This is a genomic window from Ruegeria pomeroyi DSS-3 (genome assembly GCF_000011965.2).
In the GTDB taxonomy this organism is placed as follows: Bacteria; Pseudomonadota; Alphaproteobacteria; order Rhodobacterales; family Rhodobacteraceae; genus Ruegeria_B; species Ruegeria_B pomeroyi.
This window is the reverse complement of record NC_003911.12, coordinates 50406-77176: the sequence shown is the minus strand read 5'-3', so window position 1 is coordinate 77176 and position 26771 is coordinate 50406. Positions and strand designations below refer to the sequence as shown.

Annotated in this window: 28 protein-coding genes; 15 read left to right on the top strand and 13 right to left on the bottom strand. The window is 64.0% G+C overall.

Annotation, left to right across the window (positions count from 1 at the left end; translation table 11 throughout):
- Positions 1 to 49 precede the first annotated feature (49 nt).
- Positions 50 to 562 (bottom strand): CAP domain-containing protein, encoded by a 513-nt coding sequence (locus tag SPO_RS00385; RefSeq protein WP_044027753.1) that lies wholly within the window; start codon positions 560 to 562, stop codon positions 50 to 52.
- A gap of 167 nt (positions 563 to 729) precedes the next feature.
- On the opposite strand from SPO_RS00385, the gene SPO_RS00380 reads away from it, so the two are divergent.
- Positions 730 to 1329: a L,D-transpeptidase gene (locus tag SPO_RS00380; protein ID WP_044027751.1), complete on the top strand. Its 600-nt coding sequence runs from the start codon at positions 730 to 732 to the stop codon at positions 1327 to 1329.
- 141 nt (positions 1330 to 1470) lie between these two features.
- Positions 1471 to 1656: a hypothetical protein gene (locus SPO_RS00375; RefSeq protein ID WP_011045847.1), complete on the top strand. Its 186-nt coding sequence runs from the start codon at positions 1471 to 1473 to the stop codon at positions 1654 to 1656.
- Between the two features lie 96 nt (positions 1657 to 1752).
- Here the strand turns inward: SPO_RS00375 and hemH are convergent, their stop codons facing one another.
- Both hemH and SPO_RS00365 read right to left on the bottom strand, forming a co-directional pair.
- On the bottom strand, positions 1753 to 2802 hold the full coding sequence (gene hemH, locus SPO_RS00370; protein WP_044027749.1) for a ferrochelatase: 1050 nt from the start codon (positions 2800 to 2802) through the stop codon (positions 1753 to 1755).
- Positions 2803 to 2860: 58 nt separating this feature from the next.
- Positions 2861 to 3694 carry a methyltransferase domain-containing protein gene (locus SPO_RS00365; protein WP_011045845.1) on the bottom strand — a complete coding sequence of 278 codons (834 nt, stop codon included), beginning with the start codon at positions 3692 to 3694 and terminating at the stop codon, positions 2861 to 2863.
- A gap of 16 nt (positions 3695 to 3710) precedes the next feature.
- Here SPO_RS00365 and SPO_RS00360 point away from each other — a divergent pair, with 16 nt between their 5' ends.
- The 4 genes from SPO_RS00360 to SPO_RS00345 all read left to right on the top strand — a co-directional run bounded on the left by SPO_RS00360 (position 3711) and on the right by SPO_RS00345 (position 6072).
- Positions 3711 to 4439: a ComF family protein gene (locus SPO_RS00360; RefSeq protein WP_011045844.1), complete on the top strand. Its 729-nt coding sequence runs from the start codon at positions 3711 to 3713 to the stop codon at positions 4437 to 4439.
- A gap of 92 nt (positions 4440 to 4531) precedes the next feature.
- Complete coding sequence (gene grxC, locus SPO_RS00355; RefSeq protein ID WP_011045843.1) at positions 4532 to 4792, top strand: glutaredoxin 3; 261 nt, start codon at positions 4532 to 4534, stop codon at positions 4790 to 4792.
- Entirely contained in the window at positions 4789 to 5619 is an 831-nt protein-coding gene (locus SPO_RS00350) for a carbon-nitrogen hydrolase family protein (RefSeq protein ID WP_011045842.1), read from the top strand. Before grxC ends, SPO_RS00350 begins: the two co-directional genes overlap by 4 nt.
- Before the next feature lie 12 nt (positions 5620 to 5631).
- Positions 5632 to 6072 carry a MarR family winged helix-turn-helix transcriptional regulator gene (locus SPO_RS00345; RefSeq protein ID WP_011045841.1) on the top strand — a complete coding sequence of 147 codons (441 nt, stop codon included), beginning with the start codon at positions 5632 to 5634 and terminating at the stop codon, positions 6070 to 6072.
- A 90-nt stretch (positions 6073 to 6162) separates the two neighbouring features.
- On the opposite strand, the gene ubiG is transcribed toward SPO_RS00345, so the two are convergent.
- Entirely contained in the window at positions 6163 to 6909 is a 747-nt protein-coding gene (gene ubiG / locus SPO_RS00340; protein ID WP_011045840.1) for a bifunctional 2-polyprenyl-6-hydroxyphenol methylase/3-demethylubiquinol 3-O-methyltransferase UbiG, read from the bottom strand.
- Positions 6910 to 6958: 49 nt separating this feature from the next.
- On the opposite strand from ubiG, the gene pip reads away from it, so the two are divergent.
- The 6 genes from pip to infB all read left to right on the top strand — a co-directional run bounded on the left by pip (position 6959) and on the right by infB (position 14329).
- Positions 6959 to 7939, top strand: coding sequence for a prolyl aminopeptidase (pip, locus tag SPO_RS00335; RefSeq protein WP_044027748.1), 981 nt, complete (start codon positions 6959 to 6961; stop codon positions 7937 to 7939).
- Positions 7936 to 8757, top strand: a complete 822-nt coding sequence (locus SPO_RS00330; protein ID WP_011045838.1) for an ABC transporter substrate-binding protein — start codon at positions 7936 to 7938, stop codon at positions 8755 to 8757. Before pip ends, SPO_RS00330 begins: the two co-directional genes overlap by 4 nt.
- A 156-nt stretch (positions 8758 to 8913) precedes the next feature.
- Positions 8914 to 9540: a ribosome maturation factor RimP gene (rimP, locus tag SPO_RS00325; RefSeq protein WP_011045837.1), complete on the top strand. Its 627-nt coding sequence runs from the start codon at positions 8914 to 8916 to the stop codon at positions 9538 to 9540.
- Positions 9540 to 11165, top strand: coding sequence for a transcription termination factor NusA (nusA, locus tag SPO_RS00320; RefSeq protein ID WP_011045836.1), 1626 nt, complete (start codon positions 9540 to 9542; stop codon positions 11163 to 11165). Before rimP ends, nusA begins: the two co-directional genes overlap by 1 nt.
- Positions 11166 to 11189: 24 nt before the next feature.
- Positions 11190 to 11813 carry an RNA-binding protein gene (locus SPO_RS00315; protein WP_011045835.1) on the top strand — a complete coding sequence of 208 codons (624 nt, stop codon included), beginning with the start codon at positions 11190 to 11192 and terminating at the stop codon, positions 11811 to 11813.
- An 8-nt stretch (positions 11814 to 11821) separates the two neighbouring features.
- Positions 11822 to 14329, top strand: coding sequence for a translation initiation factor IF-2 (gene infB, locus SPO_RS00310; protein ID WP_011045834.1), 2508 nt, complete (start codon positions 11822 to 11824; stop codon positions 14327 to 14329).
- 150 nt (positions 14330 to 14479) lie between these two features.
- On the opposite strand, the gene SPO_RS23400 is transcribed toward infB, so the two are convergent.
- The 4 genes from SPO_RS23400 to SPO_RS00295 all read right to left on the bottom strand — a co-directional run bounded on the left by SPO_RS23400 (position 14480) and on the right by SPO_RS00295 (position 17286).
- Entirely contained in the window at positions 14480 to 14611 is a 132-nt protein-coding gene (locus tag SPO_RS23400; protein ID WP_268957420.1) for a hypothetical protein, read from the bottom strand.
- Positions 14612 to 14805: 194 nt separating this feature from the next.
- Complete coding sequence (gene mutT / locus SPO_RS00305; RefSeq protein WP_011045833.1) at positions 14806 to 15204, bottom strand: 8-oxo-dGTP diphosphatase MutT; 399 nt, start codon at positions 15202 to 15204, stop codon at positions 14806 to 14808.
- Positions 15201 to 16427 carry a bifunctional glutamate N-acetyltransferase/amino-acid acetyltransferase ArgJ gene (argJ, locus tag SPO_RS00300; protein ID WP_011045832.1) on the bottom strand — a complete coding sequence of 409 codons (1227 nt, stop codon included), beginning with the start codon at positions 16425 to 16427 and terminating at the stop codon, positions 15201 to 15203. Before argJ ends, mutT begins: the two co-directional genes overlap by 4 nt.
- 7 nt (positions 16428 to 16434) lie before the next feature.
- The gene (locus tag SPO_RS00295) at positions 16435 to 17286 is read right to left on the bottom strand and encodes a peptidylprolyl isomerase (RefSeq protein WP_044027745.1); all 852 of its coding nucleotides are present in this window, start codon (positions 17284 to 17286) and stop codon (positions 16435 to 16437) included.
- A 174-nt stretch (positions 17287 to 17460) separates the two neighbouring features.
- Here SPO_RS00295 and secA point away from each other — a divergent pair, with 174 nt between their 5' ends.
- The 3 genes from secA (at position 17461) to SPO_RS00280 (ending at position 22840) form a co-directional block, all read left to right on the top strand.
- Positions 17461 to 20166, top strand: a complete 2706-nt coding sequence (gene secA, locus SPO_RS00290) for a preprotein translocase subunit SecA (protein ID WP_011045830.1) — start codon at positions 17461 to 17463, stop codon at positions 20164 to 20166.
- Positions 20167 to 20265: 99 nt separating this feature from the next.
- A complete protein-coding gene (locus tag SPO_RS00285) occupies positions 20266 to 21258 on the top strand; it encodes a hypothetical protein (protein WP_030003158.1) in 993 nt (330 codons plus the stop codon).
- Between the two features lie 25 nt (positions 21259 to 21283).
- Positions 21284 to 22840 (top strand): substrate-binding domain-containing protein, encoded by a 1557-nt coding sequence (locus SPO_RS00280; RefSeq protein WP_011045828.1) that lies wholly within the window; start codon positions 21284 to 21286, stop codon positions 22838 to 22840.
- A gap of 62 nt (positions 22841 to 22902) precedes the next feature.
- Here SPO_RS00280 and radC read toward each other — a convergent pair whose 3' ends face one another.
- The 5 genes from radC to SPO_RS00255 are packed head-to-tail and all read right to left on the bottom strand — an operon-like array spanning position 22903 to position 26763.
- Complete coding sequence (gene radC / locus SPO_RS00275) at positions 22903 to 23658, bottom strand: RadC family protein (protein ID WP_044027744.1); 756 nt, start codon at positions 23656 to 23658, stop codon at positions 22903 to 22905.
- A 36-nt stretch (positions 23659 to 23694) separates the two neighbouring features.
- Complete coding sequence (locus SPO_RS00270) at positions 23695 to 24429, bottom strand: ABC transporter permease (protein WP_044027743.1); 735 nt, start codon at positions 24427 to 24429, stop codon at positions 23695 to 23697.
- Positions 24426 to 25154, bottom strand: coding sequence for an ABC transporter ATP-binding protein (locus SPO_RS00265; RefSeq protein WP_044027741.1), 729 nt, complete (start codon positions 25152 to 25154; stop codon positions 24426 to 24428). Before SPO_RS00265 ends, SPO_RS00270 begins: the two co-directional genes overlap by 4 nt.
- Positions 25151 to 25831, bottom strand: a complete 681-nt coding sequence (gene tenA, locus SPO_RS00260; protein ID WP_044027739.1) for a thiaminase II — start codon at positions 25829 to 25831, stop codon at positions 25151 to 25153. The genes SPO_RS00265 and tenA overlap by 4 nt, the downstream gene beginning before the upstream one ends.
- The gene (locus SPO_RS00255; RefSeq protein WP_044027732.1) at positions 25828 to 26763 is read right to left on the bottom strand and encodes an ABC transporter substrate-binding protein; all 936 of its coding nucleotides are present in this window, start codon (positions 26761 to 26763) and stop codon (positions 25828 to 25830) included. The genes tenA and SPO_RS00255 overlap by 4 nt, the downstream gene beginning before the upstream one ends.
- Positions 26764 to 26771: the final 8 nt, after the last annotated feature.

Sequence of the window (26771 nt, the reverse complement as noted above, 5' to 3'; positions counted from 1 at the left end):
ACAAAGGGCCCCGACGGGGCCCTTTTCCGTTAGTGACGTCGCGTCGGGGTCAGGACCCCATTTCCAGCGCCCACCAGATCTTGCCGTTGTTCTCCTGGAACCAGGCAAAGCCCATCATGATCGCCTTGGGGTCGAGGATGACCGACCGCGAGCCCGGCTCTTCCATCCAGGCGGCCAGGGTCTCGACCTCGGTCTCGTAAGTCTCCGAGATCGCCTCGCCCAGGAAGATGCCGGTATATCCGGCACGGCGGGCACGATCGATCGGCGAGGACCCGTCCGAACCGAAATGCCAGGGCCGGTTCTGCACCGACATGTCGCGGGCATGAGTGGCTGCGGCGGCGTTCAGCTCGGGGCTGAGCTGCACGACACCCAGACCCGAGGCCTGGCGCAGCGCGTTGACCGAATCAAGCATTCTGAACTGCAGTTTCGAGGCATCACCCCGAATCCGGTAGACCTTGGGCAAAGGTTTGCCGTCCGAGCCAAGCTGCCCAGACCCTCCGGTATCGGTACAGGCGGCCAGCGCCAGAAAGCCGGCAAGGAGAAGGGAAATCAGTCGTGTCATGGTCACACCGCATCCTATTGTCGGCCACTCAGATAACCTTTGACAGGGGCCGATGCAAACCCTGCCTCGATCATGGCCCCGATATCGGCGCAGATTGATTTGCGACTGCGTCCCTTAGGCCATATTATGTACATCATCCTGTGAATTTCTGCGTAAAGGTCCTTTTGATGGTCAAGAAACCCACCACCCTTTCGACCCGGCGTAGCTTTCTTGTCGGTGCCGCCACAGCGCTCGGCACCCCTGCGCTGGCCCAATTCACCCCCGAAGACCCCCTGCGCCCCGCGCCCGAGCCCGAGGCACCGGTCCGTCGCAACACCTCCAGCTTCCGCGCGCTGGATTGGCGGCCCTATTTCTCGAACACCCGCAATGGCGCCATCCTGGTCGATACCGTCTCGCGGGCGCTGCACTATTGGTCCGAGGATCAGAGCGTCTATCGGCTGTTCCCCTCGTCGGTGCCACTGACCGACGAGCTGACCCGCCGTGGCCGCACCAGCGTGATTCGCAAGGTCGTCGGCCCCAGCTGGGCCCCGACCCCGTCGATGAAGAAGCGCAATCCCGAATGGCCCGACTACATTCCGCCGGGTCCGGACAACCCGCTGGGCACCCATGCGCTGTATCTCAGCTGGAAATACTACCGCATCCACGGAACCCACGATACGCGCAAGATCGGCCGCAGATCATCCAACGGCTGCATCGGTCTTTACAACGAGCATATCTCGCAGCTGTTCGATCTGACCAAAGTTGGCACGCAGGTGTTGCTAATTTGACGACATTCTGGCGGGCAAAGCGGCTTGTCGCGCAACAACCGTTTGCATTCCAACCGCATAGCTGATTAGAAAAAGCTCACGAGGTAAGTCTTGGGTGCGCGGTTCAAAAATTGATGAATCGCGCAAATTCTGGAGGTTAACATGAAGAAACTCGTTCTCGCCGCTGCTCTGACCGCTGCCGCATCGACCGCATTTGCTGGCAACCTGTCGGAGCCGGTTGTCGAAGCACCGGTCATCGTCGAAGAGACCCAGAGCTCGTCGAGCGGCATCCTGCTGCCCCTGATCCTGCTGGTTCTGGTCGGCGCCGCTGTTGCAGCCAACAACTAATAGACCGGCCTAGTGCCAGTTGTAAAAAAGGCGGTGGTTTCCACCGCCTTTTTTATTTCCCGCTCAACAGGTTGAGCCGCAGAAGCGGGGCGGCCGTCAGTCCAGCCAGCCCCCCAGATTGCTTGCCACCACACCGGCCAGCGCCGCGATATGGGCATCCTCGTCATTGAGGCAGGGGATATAGGTGAACCGCTCACCGCCCGCATGTTCAAAGCTCTCGCGGATTTCCTCGTTGATCTCTTCCAGCGTCTCGATGCAATCGGCTGAAAAGGCCGGCGCCACCACCGCGATGTTCCGCTTACCCTGCCGCGCCAGTTCGGCCACGTGGTCGACCGTATAGGGTTTGAGCCACTCTTCGGGGCCGAATCGCGACTGAAAGGTCGATACCACCTCGCTCTCGTCCCAGCCCAGCCGCTCGCGCAGCAGTCGCGTGGTTTTCACGCACTGGCAATGGTACGGGTCGCCTTGCATCAGATAGCGCTCGGGCATGCCGTGATACGAGCAGACCAGCACGTCGGGGCGGCTGTCCATCGCCGCATAGGCCCGTTCGATCGACTGCGCCAGCGCATCGACATAGGCGGGCTGATCGAAATAGGCCGGCACGGTACGCGCGGCGGGCTGCCAGGTCTCGTCCATCAGCGCGCGAAAGAACTGGTCGTTGGCCGTTGCCGTCGTCGCCCCGGCATATTGCGGGTAGAGCGGAAAGAACAGGATACGGTCGCAGCCCTCGGTCACCATCTGGCGCACCTTCGACTTGGTCGAGGGATTGCCGTAGCGCATGCAGAAATCCACCATCACCCGGTCGCCATAGCGCTCGGCCAGCGCCGCGCGCAGCTTGGCGGTCTGGTCCTTGGTGATCGTCATCAGCGGGCTTTCGCCCTTGTCGTGATTCCAGATGGATTCATAGGCCGCACCCGAGCTGAACGGCCGCTTGGTCAGGATGATGCCCTGCAGGATCGGCTGCCATTTCCAGGCCGGATAGTCGATCACCCGCTTGTCCGACAGGAACTCGTTCAGATAGCGCCGCATCGGCCAATAGGAATAGTCGTCAGGCGTGCCGAGATTGGCCAGCAACACGCCGACGCGGCCCATTTTCACCTTGGGGTGGTCGGCGGGCGCATGCGGGGGGCGGGTGGCGTCGAACATATCTGGCTTCCTGAATTTCTGCGGGTTCCGGTCTGAGATAACGGCAAATCCCCTGCCGTCAATCGGGCAAGGGCGTTTCCGATGTGCCCAGAGCCGCCGCCAGCCGGGCGCTGGCCGATCCCGGGCGCAACGGTTTGGGCTGGCTGTCATCCGGTGCCCAGCCAGTCAGGCAGATCAGCTCGAACGTGGCGGGCAGGCGGTTATCGGGCGTGGCGAAATGGGCGGCATAGATCTCTTCGGCGCGCTCGAACACCGCGCGCTGCGTTGGGTGGCGCAGCCGTGCGGACAGGGCATTGGCCTCGCCCATCTGGCGCAGGTCCCGCATCAGGTGCGGCAGATCGCGGTATTCGGCGGTGAGCGTCAGGCTGTCGGCCACCGGCAGCGCCAGTCCCGCCCGCTGAAGCAGCGCGCCGAGGTCACGAATCTCGGCCATCGGCGCAACTCGGGGGCTGATGCCGCCGGACACCTGGGCCTCGGCCTCGGCCAGCGCCGCGCGCAGTTGATGCAGGGTCTGACCGCCAAAGCAGATCGCCAACAGCAGCCCGTCGGGCCTGAGCGCGCGCCGGCACTGTATCAGTTGCCCCACCGCGTCGTTGGCCCAGTGCAGCGCCATGGCATGCACGACCAGATCGCAGCTTTGCGGGGCCAGGTCGAGCATCTCATCCTCAGCCACGAACCGGGCCATCGGGAAGGACCCTGCCCAGAGCGCCGGTGCCGGGGTCACCACCGCCATGTCCGTAAAGGTTCTGTTAACCAAAGACAGGCGATCCTGTACCTCGTCCAGCGCGGCGTGGTGCAGGAACAGCGCCGCGTCCCTCATCCGGGCACGGCGTGCGGCCAATGCGGTGCGATCGACCAGCGCGGGGGGCAGAGAGGAACCGGGTGTCGTCATGAGGCGCAGTTAACCCATGTGGCAACAGATTCAAACCGCGATCGAAACGGTCTATCCGCCGCGCTGCCTGGGTTGCGGCGATCTGGTAACATCCGATTTCGGCCTGTGCGGCAAATGCTGGCGCGACACGCCCTTTATCGACGGCACCGTCTGCGACAGTTGCGGCGCCCCCCTGCCCGGCGCCCGTGACGGGCACCGGATTGAATGCGACGACTGCATGGCCCATCCGCGCCCCTGGTCGGACGGGCGCGCGGCGCTGCTCTATACCGGGCGGGCCCGGCGCATGGTTCTGGCGCTGAAACATGGCGACCGACCCGAACTGGCCCGGCCCGGCGGGCTGTGGATGGCCCGCGCGGCCGCGCCTCTGTTGCAGCCCAACATGCTGATCGCGCCGGTGCCGTTGCATTGGTCCCGCCTGTTGCGCCGCCGCTACAACCAGTCCGCCCTGCTGGCGCAAAGCGTCGGGCGCCAGACCGGTCTGCCGGTCTGCCCCGACCTTCTGGTTCGCGATCGCGCCACACCGATGCTCGAAGGGATGAGCATGACAGAGCGGGCCAAGACCCTGAGCGGTGCGATTTCGGTTCATCCAAAGCGCCGGCACCGGCTGACCGCGCGCAAACTGCTGCTGATCGACGATGTGATGACCTCGGGCGCGACCCTGGCGGCCTCGGCGCAGGCCTGTCTGAACGCGGGCGCTGATCAAGTTTTCGTTCTGGTACTGGCGCGGGTCACCCGCGAGGCTTAGCTGCGCAGGCATCAGACCCGCGCTGGCCCGCAAATCCGGTCTCCACTTTCGCCGGAAATGATCTAGATTGGCGCGAAACGAAGGATACCCGGATGAAACCCGTCGAAATCTATACCTCACCGCTCTGCGGTTACTGCCACGCGGCCAAGCGGCTGCTGGACCAGAAGGGCATCGCCTTTACCGAAATCGACGTGCTCACCAACCCCAAGCGCAAGCCCGAGATGATCCAGCGCGCGGGCGGGCGCCGCACGGTGCCGCAGATCTTCATCGATGGACAGCATGTGGGCGGCTGCGACGATCTCTATGCGCTGGAACAGGACGGCAAGCTCGACCCGATGCTGGCCTCGAGATGAAAACCGCGCTGCTGCAACTCACCTCGTCGGACGACCCGGCGGCCAATCTGGACATGGTTCGGGGCATGGTTGCCGAGGCCGCGGCACAGGGCGCCCGCTGGGTGCTGACACCCGAGGTGACCAATTGTGTCTCGAACAGCACCACACGCCAGCGCGAGGTGTTGCAGCACGAAGAGGACGACATCACCCTGGCCGGGCTCAGGGCGCAGGCGACCGAGCTGGGCATCTGGCTGCTGATCGGCTCGCTCGGGCTCAAGACGCATGACGCCGATGGGCGGTTTGCCAACCGCTCGTTCATGATCGGACCGGATGGGGGGATCGTGGCCCGCTATGACAAGATCCACATGTTCGACGTGCAGGTAACCGAGACCGAAACCTTTCGCGAATCGGCCAATTACCGGCCCGGTGACCGGGCCGTGCTGGCCCCGACCGAATTCGGCACCGTGGGCATGACGATCTGCTACGATCTGCGCTTTCCGCATCTGCACGCGGCGCTGGCACAGGCGGGGGCGACCGTCCTGACCGTTCCGGCAGCCTTTTCGCCGGTGACCGGTGCCGCACATTGGGAATCGCTGCTCAGGGCGCGCGCGATCGAGACGGGCTGCTGGGTATTGGCCCCGGCACAGACCGGCACCCACCCAAACAGCCGCGGCAAACCGCGCCGCACTCACGGTCACAGCCTGGTCGTTGCGCCCTGGGGAGAGGTGCGGATCGACGCAGGCAGCGAACCGGGGATTCACATCTTCGATCTGGATGATACATCTGTTACAGAGGCCCGGCGCAGAGTCCCAAGCTTGACTCACAAACGCGCCTTCGATGGACCCTGACCCTGTGGCGAGATGGCTGACGAGATCCACACCCTGGCGGTATCGCTGTTCAGCGAAATCCTGACAGCAGATCAGCTGTTGCGCAACCGGCTCAGCCGGGTGCTGCCCAAGGGCATGGAGATCTCGCATTTCTCGGTCCTGAACCACCTGGTCTTTGTCGGAGACGAGCGGACGCCGGCGCAACTGGCCAGCACATTTCACGTGACCCGCGGCGCGATGACCAATACGCTGGCCAAGCTGGAATGGGCCGGATACATCCATATCCGCCCGGACTGGGACGATGCCCGGCGCAAGATGGTGGCGATCAGCCCCGCCGGTCGCCAGGCGCGCGATCAGGCGATCTCGATGATCTCGCCGCTGATTGATCAGGTCGTGGGCGAATTGGGGGCCGAACGGGTCAGGCTGGCTCTGCCTGTGCTGCGCGATTTGCGGATCAAACTGGAAATCAACTGACCTGCACCGGCAACGAACCGGAAATCGAAGATTTCCGGCCAGGAAAATTTGCAATTTTCCTTCCCGTTTTCCGTGCCGGAAAACGGCCCGCTACCGGGGCCGCAGGCTGGCGGTCACATAGTTCACGCTCAGGTCACGGTCCGAGATCGACCATTGCCACGAGATCGGATTGAACACGAATCCCTTGCGGTCCACCGGTTCCAGCCCCGCCTGTCGCAGCAGGTCGAACAACTCGTCCGGGGTGATGAATTTGGACCAATCATGCGTTCCGCGCGGCAGCCAGCGCATCACCACCTCGGCCCCCAGGATCGCCATCGCATAGGATTTGGGATTGCGGTTGATGGTCGAGCAGATCTGTAGCCCGCCCGGTTTCAGCAGATCATGAGTTGCCCGCAGATAGGACAGCGGATCGGCCACATGCTCGACCACCTCCATGTTCAGCACGACGTCGAACTGCTCGCCCGCCTCGGCCAGCGCCTCGGCGGTGGTGTGGCGATAGTCGATCTCCAGGCCCGACTGTTCCGCATGGATGCGCGCCACCGGCAGATTGCCCTCGGCCGCATCGGCCCCGACCACCTCGGCCCCCAGCCGCGCCATCGGTTCGCTGAGCAACCCGCCACCGCAACCGATATCGAGCAGGCGCAGCCCGGCAAAGGGGCGCTCGGTGCCAAGGTCGCGGTCGAATTCACCTGCGATCTGCCGGGTGATATAATCCAGCCGACAAGGGTTGAGCATATGCAGCGGTTTGAACTTGCCATGCGGATCCCACCATTCGGCGGCCATCGCCTCGAATTTCGCGATCTCGGATGGGTCGACCGTGTTCGGATGCGCTTGCATTCCTGTCTCCGTATGCTCTTTTACCCAGTGCGGACTATATAGGCCTGTAATGGACAAGTACCCGGACCAAAAGCGCGCAGTGCAATATCTTCACCCGCCGATCGAGCCGTTCGATCAGCGGATGCTGGATGTCGGCCAGGGCCACCGCATCTATGTCGAGCAAAGCGGCAATCCAAACGGCATCCCTGTCGTGGTGCTGCATGGCGGCCCGGGTGGCGGCTGTAGCCCGGCGATGCGGCGCTATTTCGATCCGTCCGTCTACCGGGTGATTCTCTTCGATCAGCGCGGCTGTGGCCGGTCTCGGCCGCATGCCTCGGTCACCGACAACACCACCTGGCATCTGGTCGCCGATATCGAGCGTATCCGCAAGACGCTGGAAATCGACAGCTGGATCGCCTTTGGCGGCAGCTGGGGCGCAACGCTGGCGCTGATCTATGCCCAGACCCATCCCGACCGCGTTACCCATCTGGTGCTGCGCGGTGTGTTTCTGATGACCCAGGCCGAGCTTGACTGGTTCTATGGCGGCGGTGCCGGGCGGTTCTGGCCGGAACCCTGGTCGCGCTTTGCCGCGCTGATCCCCGAGAATGAACGCGGCGACATGATCGCGGCCTATCACAAGCGCCTGTTCTCGGGCGATATGGCGCAGGAGATCCGCTATGCCCGCGCCTGGTCAGCCTGGGAAAACGCGCTCGCCTCGATCCAGTCCAACGGCACCACCGGCGAAAGCCCCGGTGATTATGCCCGCGCCTTTGCCCGGCTCGAGAATCACTATTTCATCAATGACGGCTTCCTGGAATTCGACGGCCAGATCCTCGCCAACATGGGGCGCATCTCGCATATTCCCGGCCATATCGTGCAGGGGCGCTATGACATGATCTGCCCGCCCAACTCGGCCTGGAAGCTCAGCGAGCTTTGGCCGAATGCCGACCTGCGGATGATCCGCAACGCCGGCCACGCCCTGTCCGAACCGGGAATCAGCGCCGAACTGGTGCGCATCATGGACGCCATCGCCGAGGAGGTCACCGCATGACCCGGATCGACCGCCGCGCGCTGTTTGCCTCGGGTGCCGCCGCCGCGCTCTTGGCCTCGGCGGGCATGTCGCTGGCCGACCGGCCCCGGGCGGGGGGCAGCCTGCGCCTGGCGGTGCCGCGCGATGACAGTCTGGAACGGATCGCGCGCGGCGCGGTGTTCGACACCTTGACCGAGATTGCCCCCGACGGCACCCTCAGGGGAGAGCTGGCAACCGGCTGGCAACCCGATGACAGCGCCCGGGTCTGGAGCTTTGATCTGCGCGAAGACGTCACCTTTCACGATGGCACGCGATTCTCTGCCAGCGATGCCGCTGCGTCGCTCGCCGAAATCGGCCTGGCCGAGGCGCTTGGCCCCACGCGGCTGCGGCTGGAACTGGCCGAGGCCGATCCGGGCCTGCCCTTCCGGCTGGCCGATACCCGCTTTGCCATCACCCGCGCCGGCGGGGCGGTCACGCCGCTGGAGCAGGCCAACGGCACCGGTTGCTACCGGGTCGAACGGGCGCAGGACGGGCGGCACTTCCTCGGCCGCAAGGTGGTGGGGCATTACAAGCAAGGTCAGGCCGGTTGGGCCGACACGGTCGAGGTGATCGTGATCCCCGACCCCGCGGTCCGGGCCGAGGCGCTGCGCGACGGCTATGTCGATGTCGCCGCCCTGCCCCTGCCCGACGGGCTGCGCGATCGCACCCGGTTCCGCTATCACCCCTCCGAGGACGACATGGCGCTTGCCGCCGCCGTCTCGGTCGGCCTGCCGCGCCAGATCAGCAGCCGCAGCGCATTGGACGATGGCCGCCTCGCGGAACGCTGGTGGGTGGGATAGACCACCTTTCGAATCCCCCCCTTGCAGACTCGATCCATCCCGCGTATATGCCTTGACAACAGCGGCGCGTCGGGCACTGGTCCCGGGGTTCCACCGGAATAGTTCCACGGGCCGCGCGCCCGTTTTTTTGTGCCCGGAGCTTGGGTAAGACACGAGATGACCAACAACCTGATAGCAAAGGCCGCCATCGACCGGCGCCTGGCCGAGATCGTCAGCCCCGTGATCGCGGATCTGGGATACGAGCTGGTGCGCATTCGCCTGATGAGCGGCAAGAGCACCACGCTTCAGATCATGGCCGACAAGCCCGATGGCGGCATCGAGGTGGACGATTGCGCCGCGATCTCGAACGCGGTCAGCGCCACGCTGGATGTCGAGGATCCGATCCTGGATGCCTATACGCTCGAAGTGTCGAGCCCGGGCATCGACCGGCCGCTGACCCGGCTCAAGGATTTCGAGATGTTCGAAGGCTATGAGGCCAAGATCGAAACGACCGAGATGATCGACGGCCGCCGCCGGTTCAGGGGCGAGCTGGCCGGCATCGAGGGCAACGAGGTGCTGATCAACCTCGACCAGAATGGCGAGACGGTGACCATCGGCCTGGAGTTCGACTGGCTGAGCGATGCCAAGCTGGTTCTGACCGACGACCTGATCAAGGAAATGCTGCGCCAGCGCAAGGCTGCCGGTGTCCTGAACGAAGATCAATTCGACGAAATCGTAGAGGAAGCGCCCGAAACGGGCGCCACGACCATGGCCCGCGACGGGTCCGAAGAGGAGACGAAGTAATGGCAATCACCTCTGCAAACCAGCTTGAGCTGCTGCAAACCGCCGAGGCCGTGGCCCGTGAGAAGATGATCGACCCCGGGTTGGTGATCGAAGCGATGGAGGAATCCCTCGCCCGCGCGGCCAAGAGCCGCTACGGCGCCGAGATGGATATCCGCGTCAGCATCGACCGCAAGACCGGCAAGGCGACCTTTACCCGCGTCCGTACCGTCGTCGCCGATGAAGAGCTGGAGAATTATCAGGCCGAGTTCACCGTCGACCAGGCCAAGCAGTACATGGAAAACCCGCAGATCGGCGATACCTTCGTCGAAGAGGTGCCCCCGGTCGAGATGGGCCGCATCGCCGCGCAATCCGCCAAGCAGGTGATCCTGCAAAAGGTGCGCGAAGCCGAACGTGACCGCCAGTACGAAGAGTTCAAGGACCGCGCCGGCACCATCATCAACGGCCTCGTCAAGCGCGAGGAATACGGTAACGTCATCGTCGATGTGGGCGCGGGCGAAGCGATCCTGCGTCGCAACGAGAAGATCGGCCGCGAAAGCTATCGCCCCAACGACCGTATCCGCTGCTACATCAAGGATGTGCGCCGCGAGCCGCGCGGGCCGCAGATCTTCCTGTCGCGCACCGCGCCGGAATTCATGGCCGAGCTGTTCAAGATGGAAGTGCCGGAAATCTATGACGGCATCATCGAGATCAAGGCCGTGGCCCGCGACCCGGGCAGCCGCGCCAAGATCGCCGTGATCTCCTATGACAACTCGATCGACCCGGTCGGCGCCTGCGTCGGTATGCGCGGCAGCCGTGTGCAGGCCGTGGTGAACGAGCTTCAGGGCGAAAAGATCGACATCATCCCGTGGAACGAGGATCAGCCGACCTTCCTGGTGAACGCGCTGCAACCGGCCGAAGTGTCCAAGGTTGTGCTGGACGAAGAAGCCGGCAAGATCGAGGTCGTGGTGCCCGAGGAACAGCTGAGCCTGGCCATCGGCCGTCGCGGCCAGAACGTGCGCCTGGCCAGCCAGCTGACCGGTCTGGACATCGACATCATGACCGAGGCCGAGGAATCGGCGCGCCGTCAGAAGGAATTCGAGAGCCGCACCAACCTGTTCATGGAGACCCTGGATCTGGACGAATTCTTTGCCCAGCTGCTGGTCTCCGAAGGGTTCACCAATCTCGAAGAGGTCGCCTATGTCGAGCTTGACGAACTGCTGGTGATCGACGGGGTCGACGAGGGCACCGCCGAAGAGCTGCAGGCCCGTGCCCGCGATTATCTCGAGGCACAGGCCAAGGCGGCGCTGGACAATGCCCGCGCGCTGGGCGCCGAGGACAGCCTGATCCAGTTCGAGGGCCTGACGCCCCAGATGGTCGAGGCGCTGGCCAAGGACGACGTCAAGACGCTGGAAGATTTCGCAACCTGCGCCGACTGGGAACTGGCCGGTGGCTGGACCACGGTCGACGGTCAGCGGGTCAAGGATGACGGCATTCTGGAGCCCTTCGGCGTTTCGCTGGAAGATGCGCAGGACATGGTGATGACCGCCCGCGTTATGCTGGGCTGGGTCGATCCGACCGAACTGCTCGAAGAGGCGGAAGAGACCGAAGAAGGCGAAACCGCAACCGACGAGGAGGCCGGAGCCTGATCCCGGGCCCGGCGGAGATAAGACATGACACGTGGCGGTGCACATAAAGACCGGACCGAAGGTCCCGAACGCAAGTGCATTGCCACGGGCGAATCGCAGCCTAGATTCGGGCTTATCCGATTCGTGGCCGGCCCCGACGGGCAATTGGTGCCCGATATCGCGGGCAAACTTCCCGGGCGCGGCACCTATGTGGCCGCAGACCGGGAGGCATTGCAAAAGGCGGTGGACAAGAAACTCTTTGCCCGCGGCCTGAAACAGCAGGTGCAGGTGCCCGACGGGCTGGTGGACGAGGTCGAACGGCAACTGATCCGTCGCGTCGTCGATCTGCTCAGCCTGGCCCGCAAATCCGGCGACGCGGTCTCGGGATATGAAAAGGTCAAGACCTGGCTCGACAAGGAAGAGGCGCAGGTCCTGATCCAGGCCTCGGACGGATCAGGCCGGGGCAAGACCAAACTGAGCACGCCGCATTTCGGCAAATACATTGGTTGGCTCACGGCGGATGAATTGGGCATGGCTTTTGGCCGCCAAACAGTGATACATGCGGCGCTGGCCTCTGGTGGACTCGCCAAACGTGTTGTAGAGGAAGCGCAACGCCTTCGTGGAATGCGCAAAACGGATGACGGCGGCAAGGGCCGCGCGGAAGGGTAAGAAGCTTTATGAGCGATACTGACGGCAAAAAGACATTGGGTCTGCGTGGTTCCCGCCCCGGGAATGTGAAACAGAGTTTCAGCCACGGACGGACCAAGAATGTCGTGGTGGAAACCAAGCGCAAGCGCGTGGTGGTCCCCAAGCCCGGTGCCGGAAAGCCCAGCGCCGGCGGCTCCTCGCCGGCCGGAGACCCTTCGCGCCGTCCCGCAGGGATTTCCGACGCCGAGATGGAGCGCCGGCTGAACGCGCTCAAGGCCGCCAAGGCCCGCGAGTCCGAAGAAGCCGCGCAGCGCGAGGCCGAGGAAAAGGCGCGCGCCGAAGAGCGCGAACGCCGCCGGGCCGAGCAAGAGGCCAAGGAACGCGAACAGCGCGAGGCCGAACAGCGCGCCCGTGAAAAGGCCGAGGAAGAAGAGCGCCAGCGCCGCGAGGCCGAAGAGGAGGCCAAGCGCGCCGCCGTGCGTGCCGCGGCCGAGCAGGAAGCGCCGAAAGCCGAACGCAGCGCCGAGCGCGCTCCGGCTGCCGCGCGCCCCGAGGGTGGCGACAATGCCCGCCGCACCACGGATCGCGATCGCGAACGCGAGCAGCGCCAGACCCGCGGCAAGGGCCGTCAGGACGGCCGCCGCTCGGGCAAGCTGACGCTCAGCCAGGTTACCGACGGTGAAGGCGGGCGCCAGAAATCGCTCGCCGCGATGAAGCGCAAGCAGGAACGCGCCCGGCAAAAGGCCATGGGTGGCGCCGCCGAGCGTGAAAAGGTCATCCGCGAAGTTCAGCTGCCCGAAGCCATTGTGGTTTCCGAGCTTGCCAACCGCATGGCCGAACGCGTGGCCGATGTGGTCAAGGAACTGATGAAAATGGGCATGATGGTCACCCAGAACCAGACCATCGACGCCGACACCGCCGAACTGATCATCGAGGAATTCGGCCACAAGGTCGTCCGGGTCTCGGATTCCGACGTCGAAGATGTCATCTCCGATATCGAGGACGCCGAAGAAGACCTCAAGCCGCGTCCGCCGGTCATCACCATCATGGGTCACGTCGACCACGGCAAAACCTCGCTTCTGGATGCCATCCGCGACGCCAAGGTTGTTGCGGGCGAGGCCGGTGGCATCACCCAGCATATCGGTGCCTATCAGGTCAAAACCGATGGCGGCGCAACGCTGAGCTTCCTCGATACGCCGGGCCACGCGGCCTTTACCTCGATGCGCTCGCGCGGTGCTCAGGTGACCGATATCGTGGTTCTGGTTGTCGCTGCCGATGACGCGGTGATGCCGCAGACCGTCGAGGCGATCAACCACGCCAAGGCAGCCGGTGTGCCGATGATCGTGGCGATCAACAAGATCGACAAACCCGAGGCGAACCCGACCAAGGTGCGCACCGACCTGCTGCAACACGAAGTTGTGGTCGAGGCGATGTCGGGCGAAGTGCAGGATGTCGAAGTTTCGGCCAAGACTGGCGAAGGTCTGGACGAGCTGCTCGAAGCGATCGCACTGCAGGCCGAAATCCTGGAGCTGAAGGCCAATCCCGACCGTCCGGCACAGGGCGCGGTGATCGAGGCGCAGCTGGATGTGGGTCGTGGCCCGGTCGCCACCGTTCTGATCCAGAAGGGCACGCTGCGCCAGGGCGACATCTTTGTCGTGGGCGAGCAATACGGCAAGGTTCGCGCCCTGATCAACGACAAGGGCGAGCGCGTGAGCGAAGCCGGCCCCTCGGTTCCGGTCGAGGTTCTGGGTCTCAACGGCACGCCTGAGGCGGGTGACGTTCTGAACGTGACCTCGACCGAGGCGCAGGCCCGCGAGATCGCGGAATACCGCGCTCAGGTCGCCAAGGACAAGCGCGCCGCCGCCGGTGCAGCCACCACGCTGGAACAGCTGATGGCCAAGGCCAAGGCCGACGAGAATGTCGCCGAGCTGCCGATCCTGGTGAAGGCCGACGTGCAGGGCTCTGCCGAGGCGATCGTTCAGGCGATGGAAAAGATCGGCAACGACGAGGTACGCGTACGCGTGCTGCATTCGGGCGTCGGTGCCATCACCGAAACCGATGTGGGCCTCGCCGAGGCCTCGGGCGCGCCGATCATGGGCTTCAACGTCCGAGCCAATGCGTCTGCCCGTAACACCGCTAACCAGAAGGGCGTCGAAATCCGGTACTATTCGGTGATCTACGACCTGGTCGACGATGTGAAAGCGGCGGCCAGCGGCCTGCTGAGCGCCGAAATCCGCGAGAACTTCATCGGTTACGCGAATATCAAGGAAGTCTTCAAGGTCTCCAACGTCGGCAAGGTCGCCGGCTGTCTGGTCACCGAAGGCGTCGCCCGCCGCTCGGCCGGTGTGCGCCTGCTGCGCGACAACGTGGTGATCCACGAAGGCACGCTCAAGACCCTCAAACGCTTCAAGGACGAAGTGGCCGAGGTTCAGTCTGGCCAGGAATGCGGCATGGCTTTCGAGAACTACGACGATATCCGCCCCGGCGATGTGATCGAGATTTTCGAACGCGAGGAAGTGACGCGGACGCTGACCTGACCGGACCGGACGCGGAAACAGATACAAGGGGCGGCGCGCAGGTGCCGCCCTTTCTCTTTGCGCTTTCAAAAAAAGAGGCAAGGAAAGACCCCATGTCTTTCCTTGCCCTCAAGACCGATGTGAGTGGTGGTCTTTAAACGTCTGTTTGACTCAAGCCGCAGCCTGAACCGGGTATCCGGTATAGATCTGCTGGTCCACCTTCACCGAGATCCGTCCGTCCGGCAATTTGCGTACAAACGTTCCCTGGATCAGCAAGTGGCCACCGATCGCTATGGTTCTCATCACGTCGCATCCTCCCCAATGAACCGACACCGTCAGCATACACCACAGGTTGCACGAAATCATGCAAAAAGAAGTCAGCAAACATCGCCGGTTAAGGTGTACTTCACAACATTTCGGTCAGAGCTACACTCCATCCGCAAGATGTACGGGCCGTGACCATGCATAAAGTTTGCACTAAATTTGTTAATTAAGAATTACAGCCAATCTCGCAGGATCGGGATCAGCGGAACATCCGCAGGCGGCATCGGATAGTTGCGCAACTCGGTGGCACGCACCCATTTCAGCGCCTGACCTTCGCGAGATTGCGGGATACCTTCCCATTTGCGGCAGGCAAACAGCGGCATCAGCAGGTGGAAATCGTCATAGCCATGGCTGGCAAAGGTCAGTGGCGCCAGGCACGAGGCCCAGGTATTGATCCCCAGCTCCTCGTGCAGCTCGCGAATCAGCGCCACTTCGGGTGTCTCTCCGGGTTCGACCTTGCCGCCGGGAAACTCCCACAGGCCCGCCATCGACTTGCCTTCCGGGCGCTGCGCCAGCAGCACCCGGCCATCCACGTCGATCAGCGCGACGGCGGAAACAAGGACGGTTTTCACGACCGGTAATCCGCGTTGATCTCGATATAGCCATGGGTCAGATCACAGGTCCAGACGGTGGACTTGCCTGCGCCCAGGCCCAGATCGACGCCGATCACAAGATCCTGACCCTTCATATAGGCAGCGGCGTCCTCTTCGCGATAGTTGGGGCTGACCCAACCCTTTTCCGCCACCAGGATATCGCCGAACGAGATGCTCAGCAGATCACGGTCCGCAGCGGCGCCGGATTTGCCGATCGCCATCACCACCCGACCCCAGTTCGGGTCCTCGCCCGCGATCGCGGTCTTGACCAGCGGTGAATTGGCAATCGCCAGCCCGTGCACCTTGGCGTCGACATCGTTGGCCGCGCCGGTGACCCGGATCTCGACGAATTTGGTCGCGCCTTCGCCATCACGTACCACCTGCTGGGCCAGGTCCAGCATCACCGCCTCAAGCGCGGCGGCAAATTCGGCATTGCCCTCTGCGTCCACGCCCGAGGCACCGGTCGCGCACAAGAGCAGCGTGTCCGAGGTCGAGGTATCGCTGTCCACGGTGATGCAGTTGAAGGTTTTGTCGGTCATTGCCGACAGCATCGCCTGCAACGCGCCCTGTTCGACGCGGGCGTCGGTAAAGATGTAAACCAGCATCGTCGCCATGTCGGGCGCGATCATGCCCGAACCCTTGGCGATGCCCGCGATCTTGACCATCTTGCCGTCGATCCCGACGGTCCGGCTGGCACCCTTGGCAAAGGTATCGGTGGTCATGATGGCGCGGGCGGCGTCTTCCAGCGCGTCGGGGCTGAGCGCCGCGTTCAGATCGCCCAGCTTGGCAACGATACGCTCGTGTTTCATCGGCTCGCCGATCACCCCGGTGGACGAGGTAAAGACCCGCCCGACCGGAACCCCGGTCACATCCGCCACCGCCTGTGTAACCTCGGCCACCGAAGTCTGGCCGTAATGGCCGGTAAAGGCGTTGGAATTTCCCGAGTTGACCAGGATCGCGGCGGGCCCGTCGCTGGCGCCGCCGATCTTGGCCTGACAGTCCAGCACCGGCGCCGACCGGGTGGCCGAGCGGGTGAACACACCCGCGACCGAAGTGCCGGGGTCAAGCACCGCCAGCATCACATCGGTGCGACCCTGATAGCGCACACCCGCCGCGATGCTGGCCAGCCGCACGCCGTCGATGACCGGCAGCGTCGGAAACGCCGCAGGCGCCAGAGGGGAAACCTTGGTGATCTTCGCCATTTCGGCCTTACTCCCGCACCAGTTCCAATTGCCGCAGCACGGCGGGTTCGACCCCGGTCAGCTCGGGCTTTTCAATCTCGCTGTCCTTGGTCAGCTCGGCCAGCCGCGCCTCGATGGCGTCCTGCTGGATACGGCCCGCAAGTTCGTCACGCACCTCGTCCAGCGCCGGCGCCTCGGACTTGCGCTTGTCATTGAGGATGATCACATGCCAGCCGAACTGGGTCTGCACCGGGTCCGAAACCTGACCCGCGTTCAGCGCCACAACCGCCTGTTCGAATTCCGGCACCATCGCGCCGGCACCGAACCAGCCCAGCGCACCGCCATTGGGCCCGGACGGACCTGTGGATTTCTCCTTGGCGGTGGCGGCGAAATCGGCGCCATTGTCGAGCAGTTCCTTGACGGCCTTGGCCTCGTCCTCGGAGGGGACCAGGATATGCGAGGCATTGTATTCCTCGCCGCCGAACCCATCGGCATATTGCGCGTCATAAGCCGCCTGGATCGCCGTTTCGGTGGTTGCGACGGCCATGATCTCTTCGATGGTCTCACCCGCCAGCAAGGAGCGTTCCTCGTTCTCCAGCGACAACACGATCTGTTTCGGGGTCTCGCCCTTCTGCTGCTGTTTCAGCAGGGTCTGCTGGACCAGCTGGTCCAGGATACCGTCGAACAGCACATCGTCGGGCAATTGCTGATACTGCTGCGGCAGCGAGGCGCGCGCGATGATCATGTGACCCAGCGTGATCTCTTCGCCATTGACGCGGGCCACAACCGTGTCCGCCTCGGCCTTTGTCTCGGCCGCGACCGGCAGGGCCATGACCAGCGCAAACGCCAGCGATGGCAAGATTGTGAGACCTTTGGGCATTCAAATCATCCTATTTCCCGGCCGCAACAGGGCGCGGCGTTGACACTCTGGACCCTGCCGCTTACATCGCTTGAAGCCTTTGACAGGACCGCCTTCACCCCCCGTATCTATGGGTTGCGCGCAAGGCGGACAAGCCTGTCGTAACCATGACAGAACAAATCCGCTGGAGTGCACATGCTGGGACTTGGAACGCTTGCCAAAAAGGTGTTCGGAACGCCGAATGACCGCAAGATCAAGGCAACCCGTCCGGTGGTCGCCCAGATCAACGCGCTGGAAGAAGAGTTTGCCAAGCTCACCGACGAGGGGCTTAAGCAGAAGACCGACGAGCTGCGCAAACGCGCGCTGGACGGCGAAAGCCTGGATGCGCTGCTGCCCGAGGCATTTGCAAACTGCCGCGAAGCCGGCAAGCGGGCGCTTGGCCTGCGCGCCTTCGACACCCAGCTGATGGGCGGCATCTTTCTGCACCAGGGCAATATCAGCGAGATGAAGACGGGCGAAGGCAAGACGCTGGTCGCAACCTTTCCCGCCTATCTGAACGCGCTGACCGGCAAGGGTGTGCATGTGGTCACGGTGAACGAATACCTGGCCAAGCGCGACTCGGAATGGATGGGCAAGGTGTTTGCCGCGCTGGGCATGACCACCGGCGTGATCTGGTCGGGCCAGCCCGATGCCGAGAAGATGGCCGCCTATGAAAGCGACATCACCTATGCCACCAACAACGAGCTTGGCTTCGACTATCTGCGCGACAACATGAAGGGCGAGCTGAGTGAGGTCTATCAGAAACAGCACAATTTCGCGATCGTGGACGAGGTCGACTCGATCCTGATCGACGAGGCGCGCACGCCGCTGATCATCTCGGGCCCGGCACAGGACCGCTCGGACCTTTATGTCGCCATCGACGCGCTGCTGCCCGCGCTGTCGGACGATCATTTCGAACTGGACGAAAAGACCCGCAACGTCACCTTTACCGACGAGGGGAACGAGTTCCTCGAGGCGCAGCTGGTCGCGCGCGGCCTGCTGCCCGAGGGTCAGTCGCTCTATGATCCCGAAAGCACGACCATCGTGCACCACGTCAACCAGGGCCTGCGCGCGCACAAGCTGTTCCAACGCGACAAGGATTACATCGTGCGCGACGGCGAGGTCGTGCTGATCGACGAATTCACCGGCCGCATGATGCCGGGCCGCCGCCTGTCGGACGGTCTGCACCAGGCGATCGAGGCCAAGGAAAACGCCCAGATCCAGCCCGAGAACGTGACGCTGGCCAGCGTGACCTTCCAGAACTACTTCCGCCTCTATGACAAGCTTTCCGGCATGACCGGTACCGCCCTGACCGAGGCCGAGGAATTCGCCGAGATCTATGGTCTGGGCGTGGTCGAGGTTCCCACCAACCGGCCCATCGCCCGTACCGACGAGGACGATCAGGTCTATCGCACCGCCGCCGAGAAATACGGCGCCATGATCGACGAGACCAAGAAGGCGCATGAAAAGGGCCAGCCGGTCCTGCTGGGCACCACCTCGATCGAGAAATCCGAGATGCTGAGCCAGATGCTGACCAAGGAAGGCATCGAACACAACGTCCTGAACGCCCGCCAGCACGAGCGCGAGGCGCAGATCGTGGCCGAGGCGGGCCGCTATGGCGCGGTGACCATCGCCACCAACATGGCCGGTCGCGGCACCGACATCCAGCTGGGCGGCAATGTCGAGATGAAGGTTCTCGAAGCACTTGCCGAAAACCCCGAGGCCGACCCCGTCGAACTGCGCGCCGCCGAAGAGGCCCGCCATGCCGAGGAAAAGCAAAAGGTGCTGGATGCCGGCGGCCTTTATGTGATGGCTTCGGAGCGGCACGAAAGCCGCCGTATCGACAACCAGCTGCGCGGCCGTTCCGGCCGCCAGGGCGACCCGGGCCGCACCGTGTTCTACCTCAGTCTCGAAGACGACCTGATGCGCATCTTTGGCAGCGAGCGGCTCGACAAGGTGCTGACCACGCTGGGCATGAAGGAAGGCGAGGCGATCATTCACCCTTGGGTGAACAAATCTCTCGAACGCGCCCAGGCCAAGGTCGAGGGCCGCAATTTCGACATGCGCAAGAACGTGCTGAAATTCGACGACGTGATGAACGATCAGCGCAAGGTGATCTTCAACCAGCGGCGCGAGATCATGGCGACCGAGGACCTGTCGGACGTGGTTGCGGATATGCGCGAACAGGTGATCGACGACCTGATCGACGAATACATGCCGCCCAAGACCTATGCCGATCAGTGGGATACCCAAGGCCTTTATGCCGCCGTTATCGAAAAGCTGGGCATCGACGTGCCGGTGATTGAATGGGCCGCCGAAGAGGGCGTGGACGATGACGAGATCCGCGAACGCCTGATCAAGGCCTCGGGCGACTACATGGAAAGCAAGGCCGCCGACTTCGGTGCCGAGAACATGCGCAACATCGAAAAACAGGTGTTGTTGCAGACCATCGACAGCAAATGGCGCGAACACCTGCTCAAGCTGGAACACCTGCGCTCGGTCGTCGGTTTCCGAGGCTACGCGCAGCGCGATCCGCTGAACGAATACAAGACCGAAAGCTTTCAGCTGTTCGAGGGGCTGCTGGACAGCCTGCGCGAGACAGTGACACAGCAACTGTCGCGCGTGCGCATGTTGAGCGAAGAGGAACAGCGCCAGATGATGGCGCAGATGATGGCGCAGCAAAACCAGGCGGAACAGGCGGCTGTTCAGGCCGAAGCGGTGGCCGAGGCCAAGGCCTCGGGCGATGCGCGCCCCGGCTTTGTCGAGGATGACCCCAGCACCTGGGGCAACCCCGCGCGCAACGATCTGTGCCCCTGCGGGTCGGGCAAGAAGTTCAAGCATTGCCACGGGCGGCTCGCCTGAGGCCGCCCCCCCCGCCACAATGACTCCCCCGGGCGGCCATAAACTGGCCGCCTTCTTTAACGACACTTCTCGCGCACCAATGGGCGATGGAGTGTGGTCATGGCACAACGACGCAAGATACTGACAGCTGGCGGAACCGTTCTCTGCGCGGCGCTGATCGGGTTTCTGATGCAGCAGAACGCCGCGCGCGAGACGCAGCAGGTGGCGGCACGCAAATCGTTCATCCAGCAATCGGTTCTGAAACCCTCGGGCGCATCCGATGTGGATGACTTTGCCCAGTTCGAACTGCACGCGATCAAGCTGACCTCGGCCCAGCCCGCTCTGGAACAGCCCCGCCGCCTGCCCGAACCGGCGCTCGAAGGCGCCCTGCCCCTGCCCGCGCGGGACATCCTTCTGCCTGACGCGCCCAGCGACCCCGAAGAGCCGCAACTGGGTTGTGCGATTATCGCAAACGCCGCACCTGCCCCCATGGCCAGCGTCGCCCTTGACGTCAGCGCGCCCTGCTATGGCAACCAGCGTGTCACCGTGCATCACAGCGGCCTGATCTTTACCGATACGACAGATGACGCGGGCACCCTGTCGGTGACCGTCCCGGCCCTGTCCGAGACCGCCGTTTTTGTCGTGGCTTTCCAGAATGGCCGTGGTGCCGTCGCGATGAGCCCTGTCGAGGGGCTCGACCGGATCGACCGGGTTGTCGTGCAATGGTCGGGCGCGGCGGGCTTTCAGCTGCACGCGCGCGAATTCGGCGCCGGCTATGGCGAGACCGGCCATGTCTGGTCCCAGTCCACTGACCAGGGTATCGGACAGGTCATCCGTCTGGGAGAGCCCGACACGCTGGAACCGCAACTGGCCGAGATCTACAGCTATCCGAACGGCGAGAGCGATACCGCAGGTACCATCACCTTGTCGATCGAGGCCGAGGTGACCGCCACCAATTGCGGCCGCGACATCTCGGCACAGTCGCTGGAACTGCGCGGCGCCGGATCGCTGACAACCCATGATCTGGACATGTCCATGCCCGATTGTTCTGCTGCCGGTGACTTTCTGGTGTTGAATAATCTGGTCGAAGACCTGAAGATCGCCGCCAGGTAATCCGCAGGCAATTTTCAGGTATCTCATGAATTGGCTTCGTGCGGCGGCTCTCGCCGCACTTTCCGTTTTCCCGGCGGTCCCGGCCGCCGCGCAGGACATCACCCTCACCTCGCATGACGGCAAGGTCGAGATCAGCGGAAACTTGCTTGGTTTCGACGGCGAATTCTATCGCGTCGAAACCCGCTTCGGTGAACTGACGGTGGACGGTTCCGGCGTCACCTGTGACGGTCCGGCCTGTCCGAACCTGACCGACTTTGTCGCCGAACTGGCGCTGAGCGGATCCTCGACCATGGCCGAGGTGCTGCTGCCTGCATTGATCGAGGGGTTTGCCCTGCGCAACCGCATGCAGACCCGGCGCGAGACCGATAGCGAGGCGCGCTTCAGCTATCTGCTGTTCCAGGCCGGCAGTGACAGACCGCAGGCCCGCTTCACCTTTCGCGTCAGCACCACCGACGAGGGCTTTGCCGACCTGCTGGCGGACGAGGCCGATCTGGTGATGGCGCTGCGTGAAATCCGCCCCGACGAACGCCGGCGGGCGCTGGAATTGGGTCTGGGCGACATGACCGACAGCAACCGCTCGCGGGTGCTAGCGCTGGATGCGATGGTGCCGGTGGTGGCGCCCGTCAATCCGGTGCGCCAGGTCTCGGTCCCGCAGCTGGCACAGGTCTTCGCCGGCGAGATCGACAACTGGGCGCAGCTTGGCGGCCCGGACGCCCCCATCGCGCTGCATCTGCCCGCAGCGGGCTCGGGGTTGGCGCAAGCGGTCGAAGACCGCCTGCTTCTGCCCGCCGGTAAATCCCTGCCCGAAACGGTCGCCCGCCATGACCGCTCCAGCCTGTTGGCCCGCGCAGTTGCCATCGACCCGTTTGCCATCGGCATCGCCAGCTACTCCGAGACAGGCACCGCGCGGGCACTGACCCTGACCGGAGATTGCGGCTTTTCCCTTGCTGCCACCCGCCGCAATATCAAGACCGAGGATTATCCGCTCAACTCGCCCATGTTTCTTTACATGCCCGCGCGCCGCCTGCCCAAGCTGGCGCGCGAATTCATGGCCTATATGCGCAGCCCGGCGGCACAGATCGTGATCCGCCGCGCCGGTTTCGTCGATCAGGCACCCGAGTTGATCCCGGTCGCCGTCCAGGGCAACCGGCTGGCCAATGCCATCGCCGCAGCCGGCACCGAGGTGCCGCTGACCGAGTTGCAACGCCTCGTCTCGACCCTGTCCGGCATGCAGCGGCTCAGCCTGTCTTTCCGGTTCGAGACCGGATCCTCGCGCCCCGATGCCCAGTCGCGCACCAATATCTCGCAACTGGCCCAGGAACTTGAAAGCGGTGCCTATGACGCGCGCCAATTGCTCTTTGTCGGGTTCAGCGATGGCGACGGCGCGGCCGAGGGCAATACCCGCATCGCGCTGAAGCGGGCCGAAGCGGTACGCGACGCGGTCTTGCAGACCGCCGAAACACTCGACCCGGCCCGGGTGGAAGTCTCGGTCGACGCATTTGGCGAGGCGCTGCCGATGGCCTGTGACGACAGCGATTGGGGCCGCCAGGTCAACCGCCGGGTCGAGGTCTGGGTGAAATGACCCTTCATTCCGCCTGACATAATCCGGGGAGTCGCGGCGTTGCCGCGACGGGGGCAGAACCCCTAAAGATATCCCTCGGCGCGAAAGCTCAGCTCGACCGATTTGCCGATGATCAGATGGTCATGCAACGTAAGCCCCAGCGCCTCACACGCGGAACGGATCCGCGCCGTCATGTCGATATCCGATTGTGACGGGGTCGGATCCCCCGAAGGGTGATTATGCACCAGGATCAGCGCCGAGGCGTTCAGCTCCAGCGCCCGCTTGGCCACCTCGCGCGGATAGACCGGCACGTGATCGACCGTGCCGCGCGCCTGTTCCTCATCCGCGATCAGCACGTTCTTGCGGTCGAGGTAAAAGACCCGGAACTGTTCGGTCTCGCGATGCGCCATGGTGGTGTGGCAATAATCCAGCAGCGCGTCCCAGCTGGAAATCACCTGCCGCTGCATCACCCGTGCGCGGGCCATCCGGTGGGCGCTGGCCTCAAGTATCTTGAGGTCGGTGATCACCGCCTCGCCCACGCCTTTGACCTCGGCCAGCCGTTCCACCGGGGCGGTCAGCACCCGGTTGAAATCACCAAACGTATCCAGCAGCAGCCGCGCCAGCGGCTTGACGTCTTGCCTCGGGATTGATCGAAACAGCACCAGTTCCAGCAATTCGTAATCCGGCAGCGCCGCCGCTCCGCCCGTCATGAACCGTTCCCGCAGGCGTTTGCGATGATCCCGAATATAGGATGGCAACCGCCCCGAGGGCAGCGGCATCTCCGGCGCTTCGTCCATGTCGAACAGCATCGGGGCCTCGGAAAGACCTTTCTGGCGCATGACACACAGCCTCGCCCCGAATCGGTTTCCGAGAGGTTAACGCTCGCCCGCCATCCGCCGCGTCGCCCGCCGCATCGCCAGATGCAGCAGAACCGACAACACGCCCAGCGTCAGCATGGCGGCGAACATCAGGTCGGTCTTGGCGCGTCCATTGGCCAACAGCATCAGATACCCCAGCCCCTTTGACGCGCCCACCCACTCGCCGATCACCGCACCGATCGGCGCATAGACCGCCGCCAACCGCAGGCCCGAGGCAAGTTGCGGCAGCGCCGCCGGCACTCGGATATGCCAAAGCACCGCGCGCGGGCTGGCCTGCATGGTGCGGGCAAGGTCGAGGTAGCCGACAGGCGTCCGCATCAGCCCGTCGAAAAACGCCGCCGTGATCGGGAAATAGATGATCAGCACGGCCATAGCGACCTTGGACCACAGCCCATAGCCCAGCCACAGCGTCAGGATCGGAGCCAGCGCAAAGACCGGCAGCGCCTGGGTAAAGACCAGCATCGGCTGCACCAGAACCCGCGCGATCCGCGAACTGGCCAGCTGCAACGCCGTCGCCACACCCAGCACCGCGCCACAGGCGAGACCGATCAGAACCTCGAGCGCGGTCACCGCCGTATGTTCGGCGATCAGCCAGCGGCTCTGCCACCAGGTTTCGGCCACCAGCACCGGCCCCGGCAGGATGAAGCGCGGCAGGTCGGTCAGGCTGACCACCGCCTGCCAGATTGCCAGCGCAAAAAGGGTTGCCGCAACAGCGGGGAGCCAGCGTGTCATTGCACACCCTCCCGCAGCATCCTGAGCAGCGCGGCCTGACATTCCAGCGTCGCCGCGTCATCCACCGCGCGCGGTATCTGTGCCGTCGGCGGCGCCACCGGCGTCAGCCCTGCGGCGGTCATCACCTGGATCGAATGGCCCAGCCGTGCGGCCTCGGCCGGGTCGTGCGTCACCAGCAGCACGGTTCGCCCGGCCAATAGCTCGGCGGCCAGCTCCTGCATATCCGCACGCGTGCGGGCATCGAGCGCCGAGAAAGGCTCGTCCAGCAGCACAACGGGCTTGTCCTCCATCAAGGTACGCGCAAGCGCCACCCGCTGGCGTTGGCCACCGGACAGCTCTGCCGGACGCTTGGCGGCGTGAGCGGTCAGCCGCACCCGGCGCAGCAGGTCGTCCAGCCGGGCCCGGTCCACCTGTTCGCCCCGCAACCGCGCGCCCAAGCCCACGTTCTGCGCCACCGTGGCCCAGGGCAACAAGAGGTCGTCCTGCGCCATATAGGCCACCCGTTTCAACACCGGCGCATCGTCCGATGCGGTAATGGCACCGCTGAACTCTGCCCCGGTTTCCAGCCCCGCAATCAGCCGCAGCACCGTCGACTTTCCAACGCCCGACCCCCCCAGCAGGCAGGTCCATTGCGCCGCCTCCAATGTCAGGGTCAGCGGCGCAAACAGGCGCGCGCCGTCGATGCTGGCGCTGCCGGCAACGGTGATCGCGGGGGCCGGAGTCACGGGGTCAACCCCATCTGCCAGAAACCGACCTCTAGCTCGGTCGCGGTGCGAAAGGTCCGGCACAGGCGCTCCCATCGTGGAGAGGCTTCGAAATCCGCGCCGATACGCCTTGTCAGAGCCTGATCCATCAACTCGCCCACCGCCTTGCACGCGGCTTGATACTCGGGCCCTGCATAGGTGTCGATCCAGTCCTTGTAGGCCTCGCTGGTGGCCTCTGTCGCCAGCCGCGCGCCGATCTCGCCATAGCCCATGACACAGGGCGCCAGCGCCGCCAGCAGATCGGCCAGATCGCCGCTATACCCGGCCTCGAGCACGAAGCGGGTATAGGCGAGGTTTTCGGGTCGCTCGGGCGTGGCGAACAGCGCGTCCTTCGAGATCCCGGCCGCCTCGCACACACCGACATGCAGCTGCATTTCCTCGACCACCAGCGTGTTGACAGTGCCAACGGCGGCCAGCATCTCGGCATGGGTTTCGCCCTTGACCACGGCCAGCGCCCAGGCGCGGGCAAAGTGGATCAGGAACACGTAATCCTGCCGCAGATAGTGCACAAATGCATCGCGCGCCAGGCTGCCATCCTTCATCCCCTCGACAAAGGCGTGGCGGGTATAATCCCGCCACGGCTGGCCCGCCGCCGCGCGCATCAGACCGAATGCGCGGCCATAATCGGGCGCGCTCATTCGGCGGTCACGTCGATGGTGATGGCCGAGACTGAGTTCACGCTGTCGATCATCCCGCTGTCCTTCAGAAACGTCTCGAACCGGGCATAGCGGCCCGCGTCGAACCCAGCAGGACGCAGCGCAAAGCGCGGCAGCGTATCGGCCCAGGCGCGCTTGTTCAGTTCGTCCTGCAATTCGGGCGAAGTCGCCGAGAAGATTTCCCAGCTTGCTTGCGGGTTGTTGACGATGAACTGCGTCGCCTTTTCGGTGGCCTCAAGGAAGCGCGCGATCTTGCCGGCATCCATCCGGTCGGGGTTGGCGACATAGATCAGCTCGTCATAAGACGGCACGCCTTCTTCCTCGATATAGAAACAGCGACCCGGCTCGCCCTCGATATCCATCTGATTCAACTCGAAATTGCGATAGGCGCCGATCACCGCATCGACCTGTCCGCTCATCAGCGCGGGCGAGAGCGAGAAGTTCACGTTGATCATCTCGACATCGCTGAGCGCGACATCGTATTTACCCAGAACCGTGGTCAGGATCGCCTCTTCGACGCCTGCAACAGAGAAGCCGATCTTCTTGCCCTTGAGGTCGGCGGGCGATTTGATCGGGCCGTTGTCCAGTACCAGCAGGCAGTTGAGGGGGGTGGCGACCAGCGTGCCGACACGTTTCAGGGGCAGCCCCTCGTGGATTTGCAGGTGCAGTTGCGGCTGATAGCTGACCGCCAGATCGGCCTGACCGGCAGCGACCAGACGCGGCGGGGCCGAGGGGTCGGCGGGGGCCACGATCTCGACCTCCAGCCCGCGTTCGGCGAAGTATCCCTTTTCCTGCGCCACGATGATCGGGCCGTGGTCAGGGTTGATGAACCAATCGAGCAGCAGGGTCATCTTGTCCTGCGCCAGGGCGGGCGTGGCGGCCAGCAGCGCCAATGCGGTTACCAGGTGTTTCATGTCGCGTT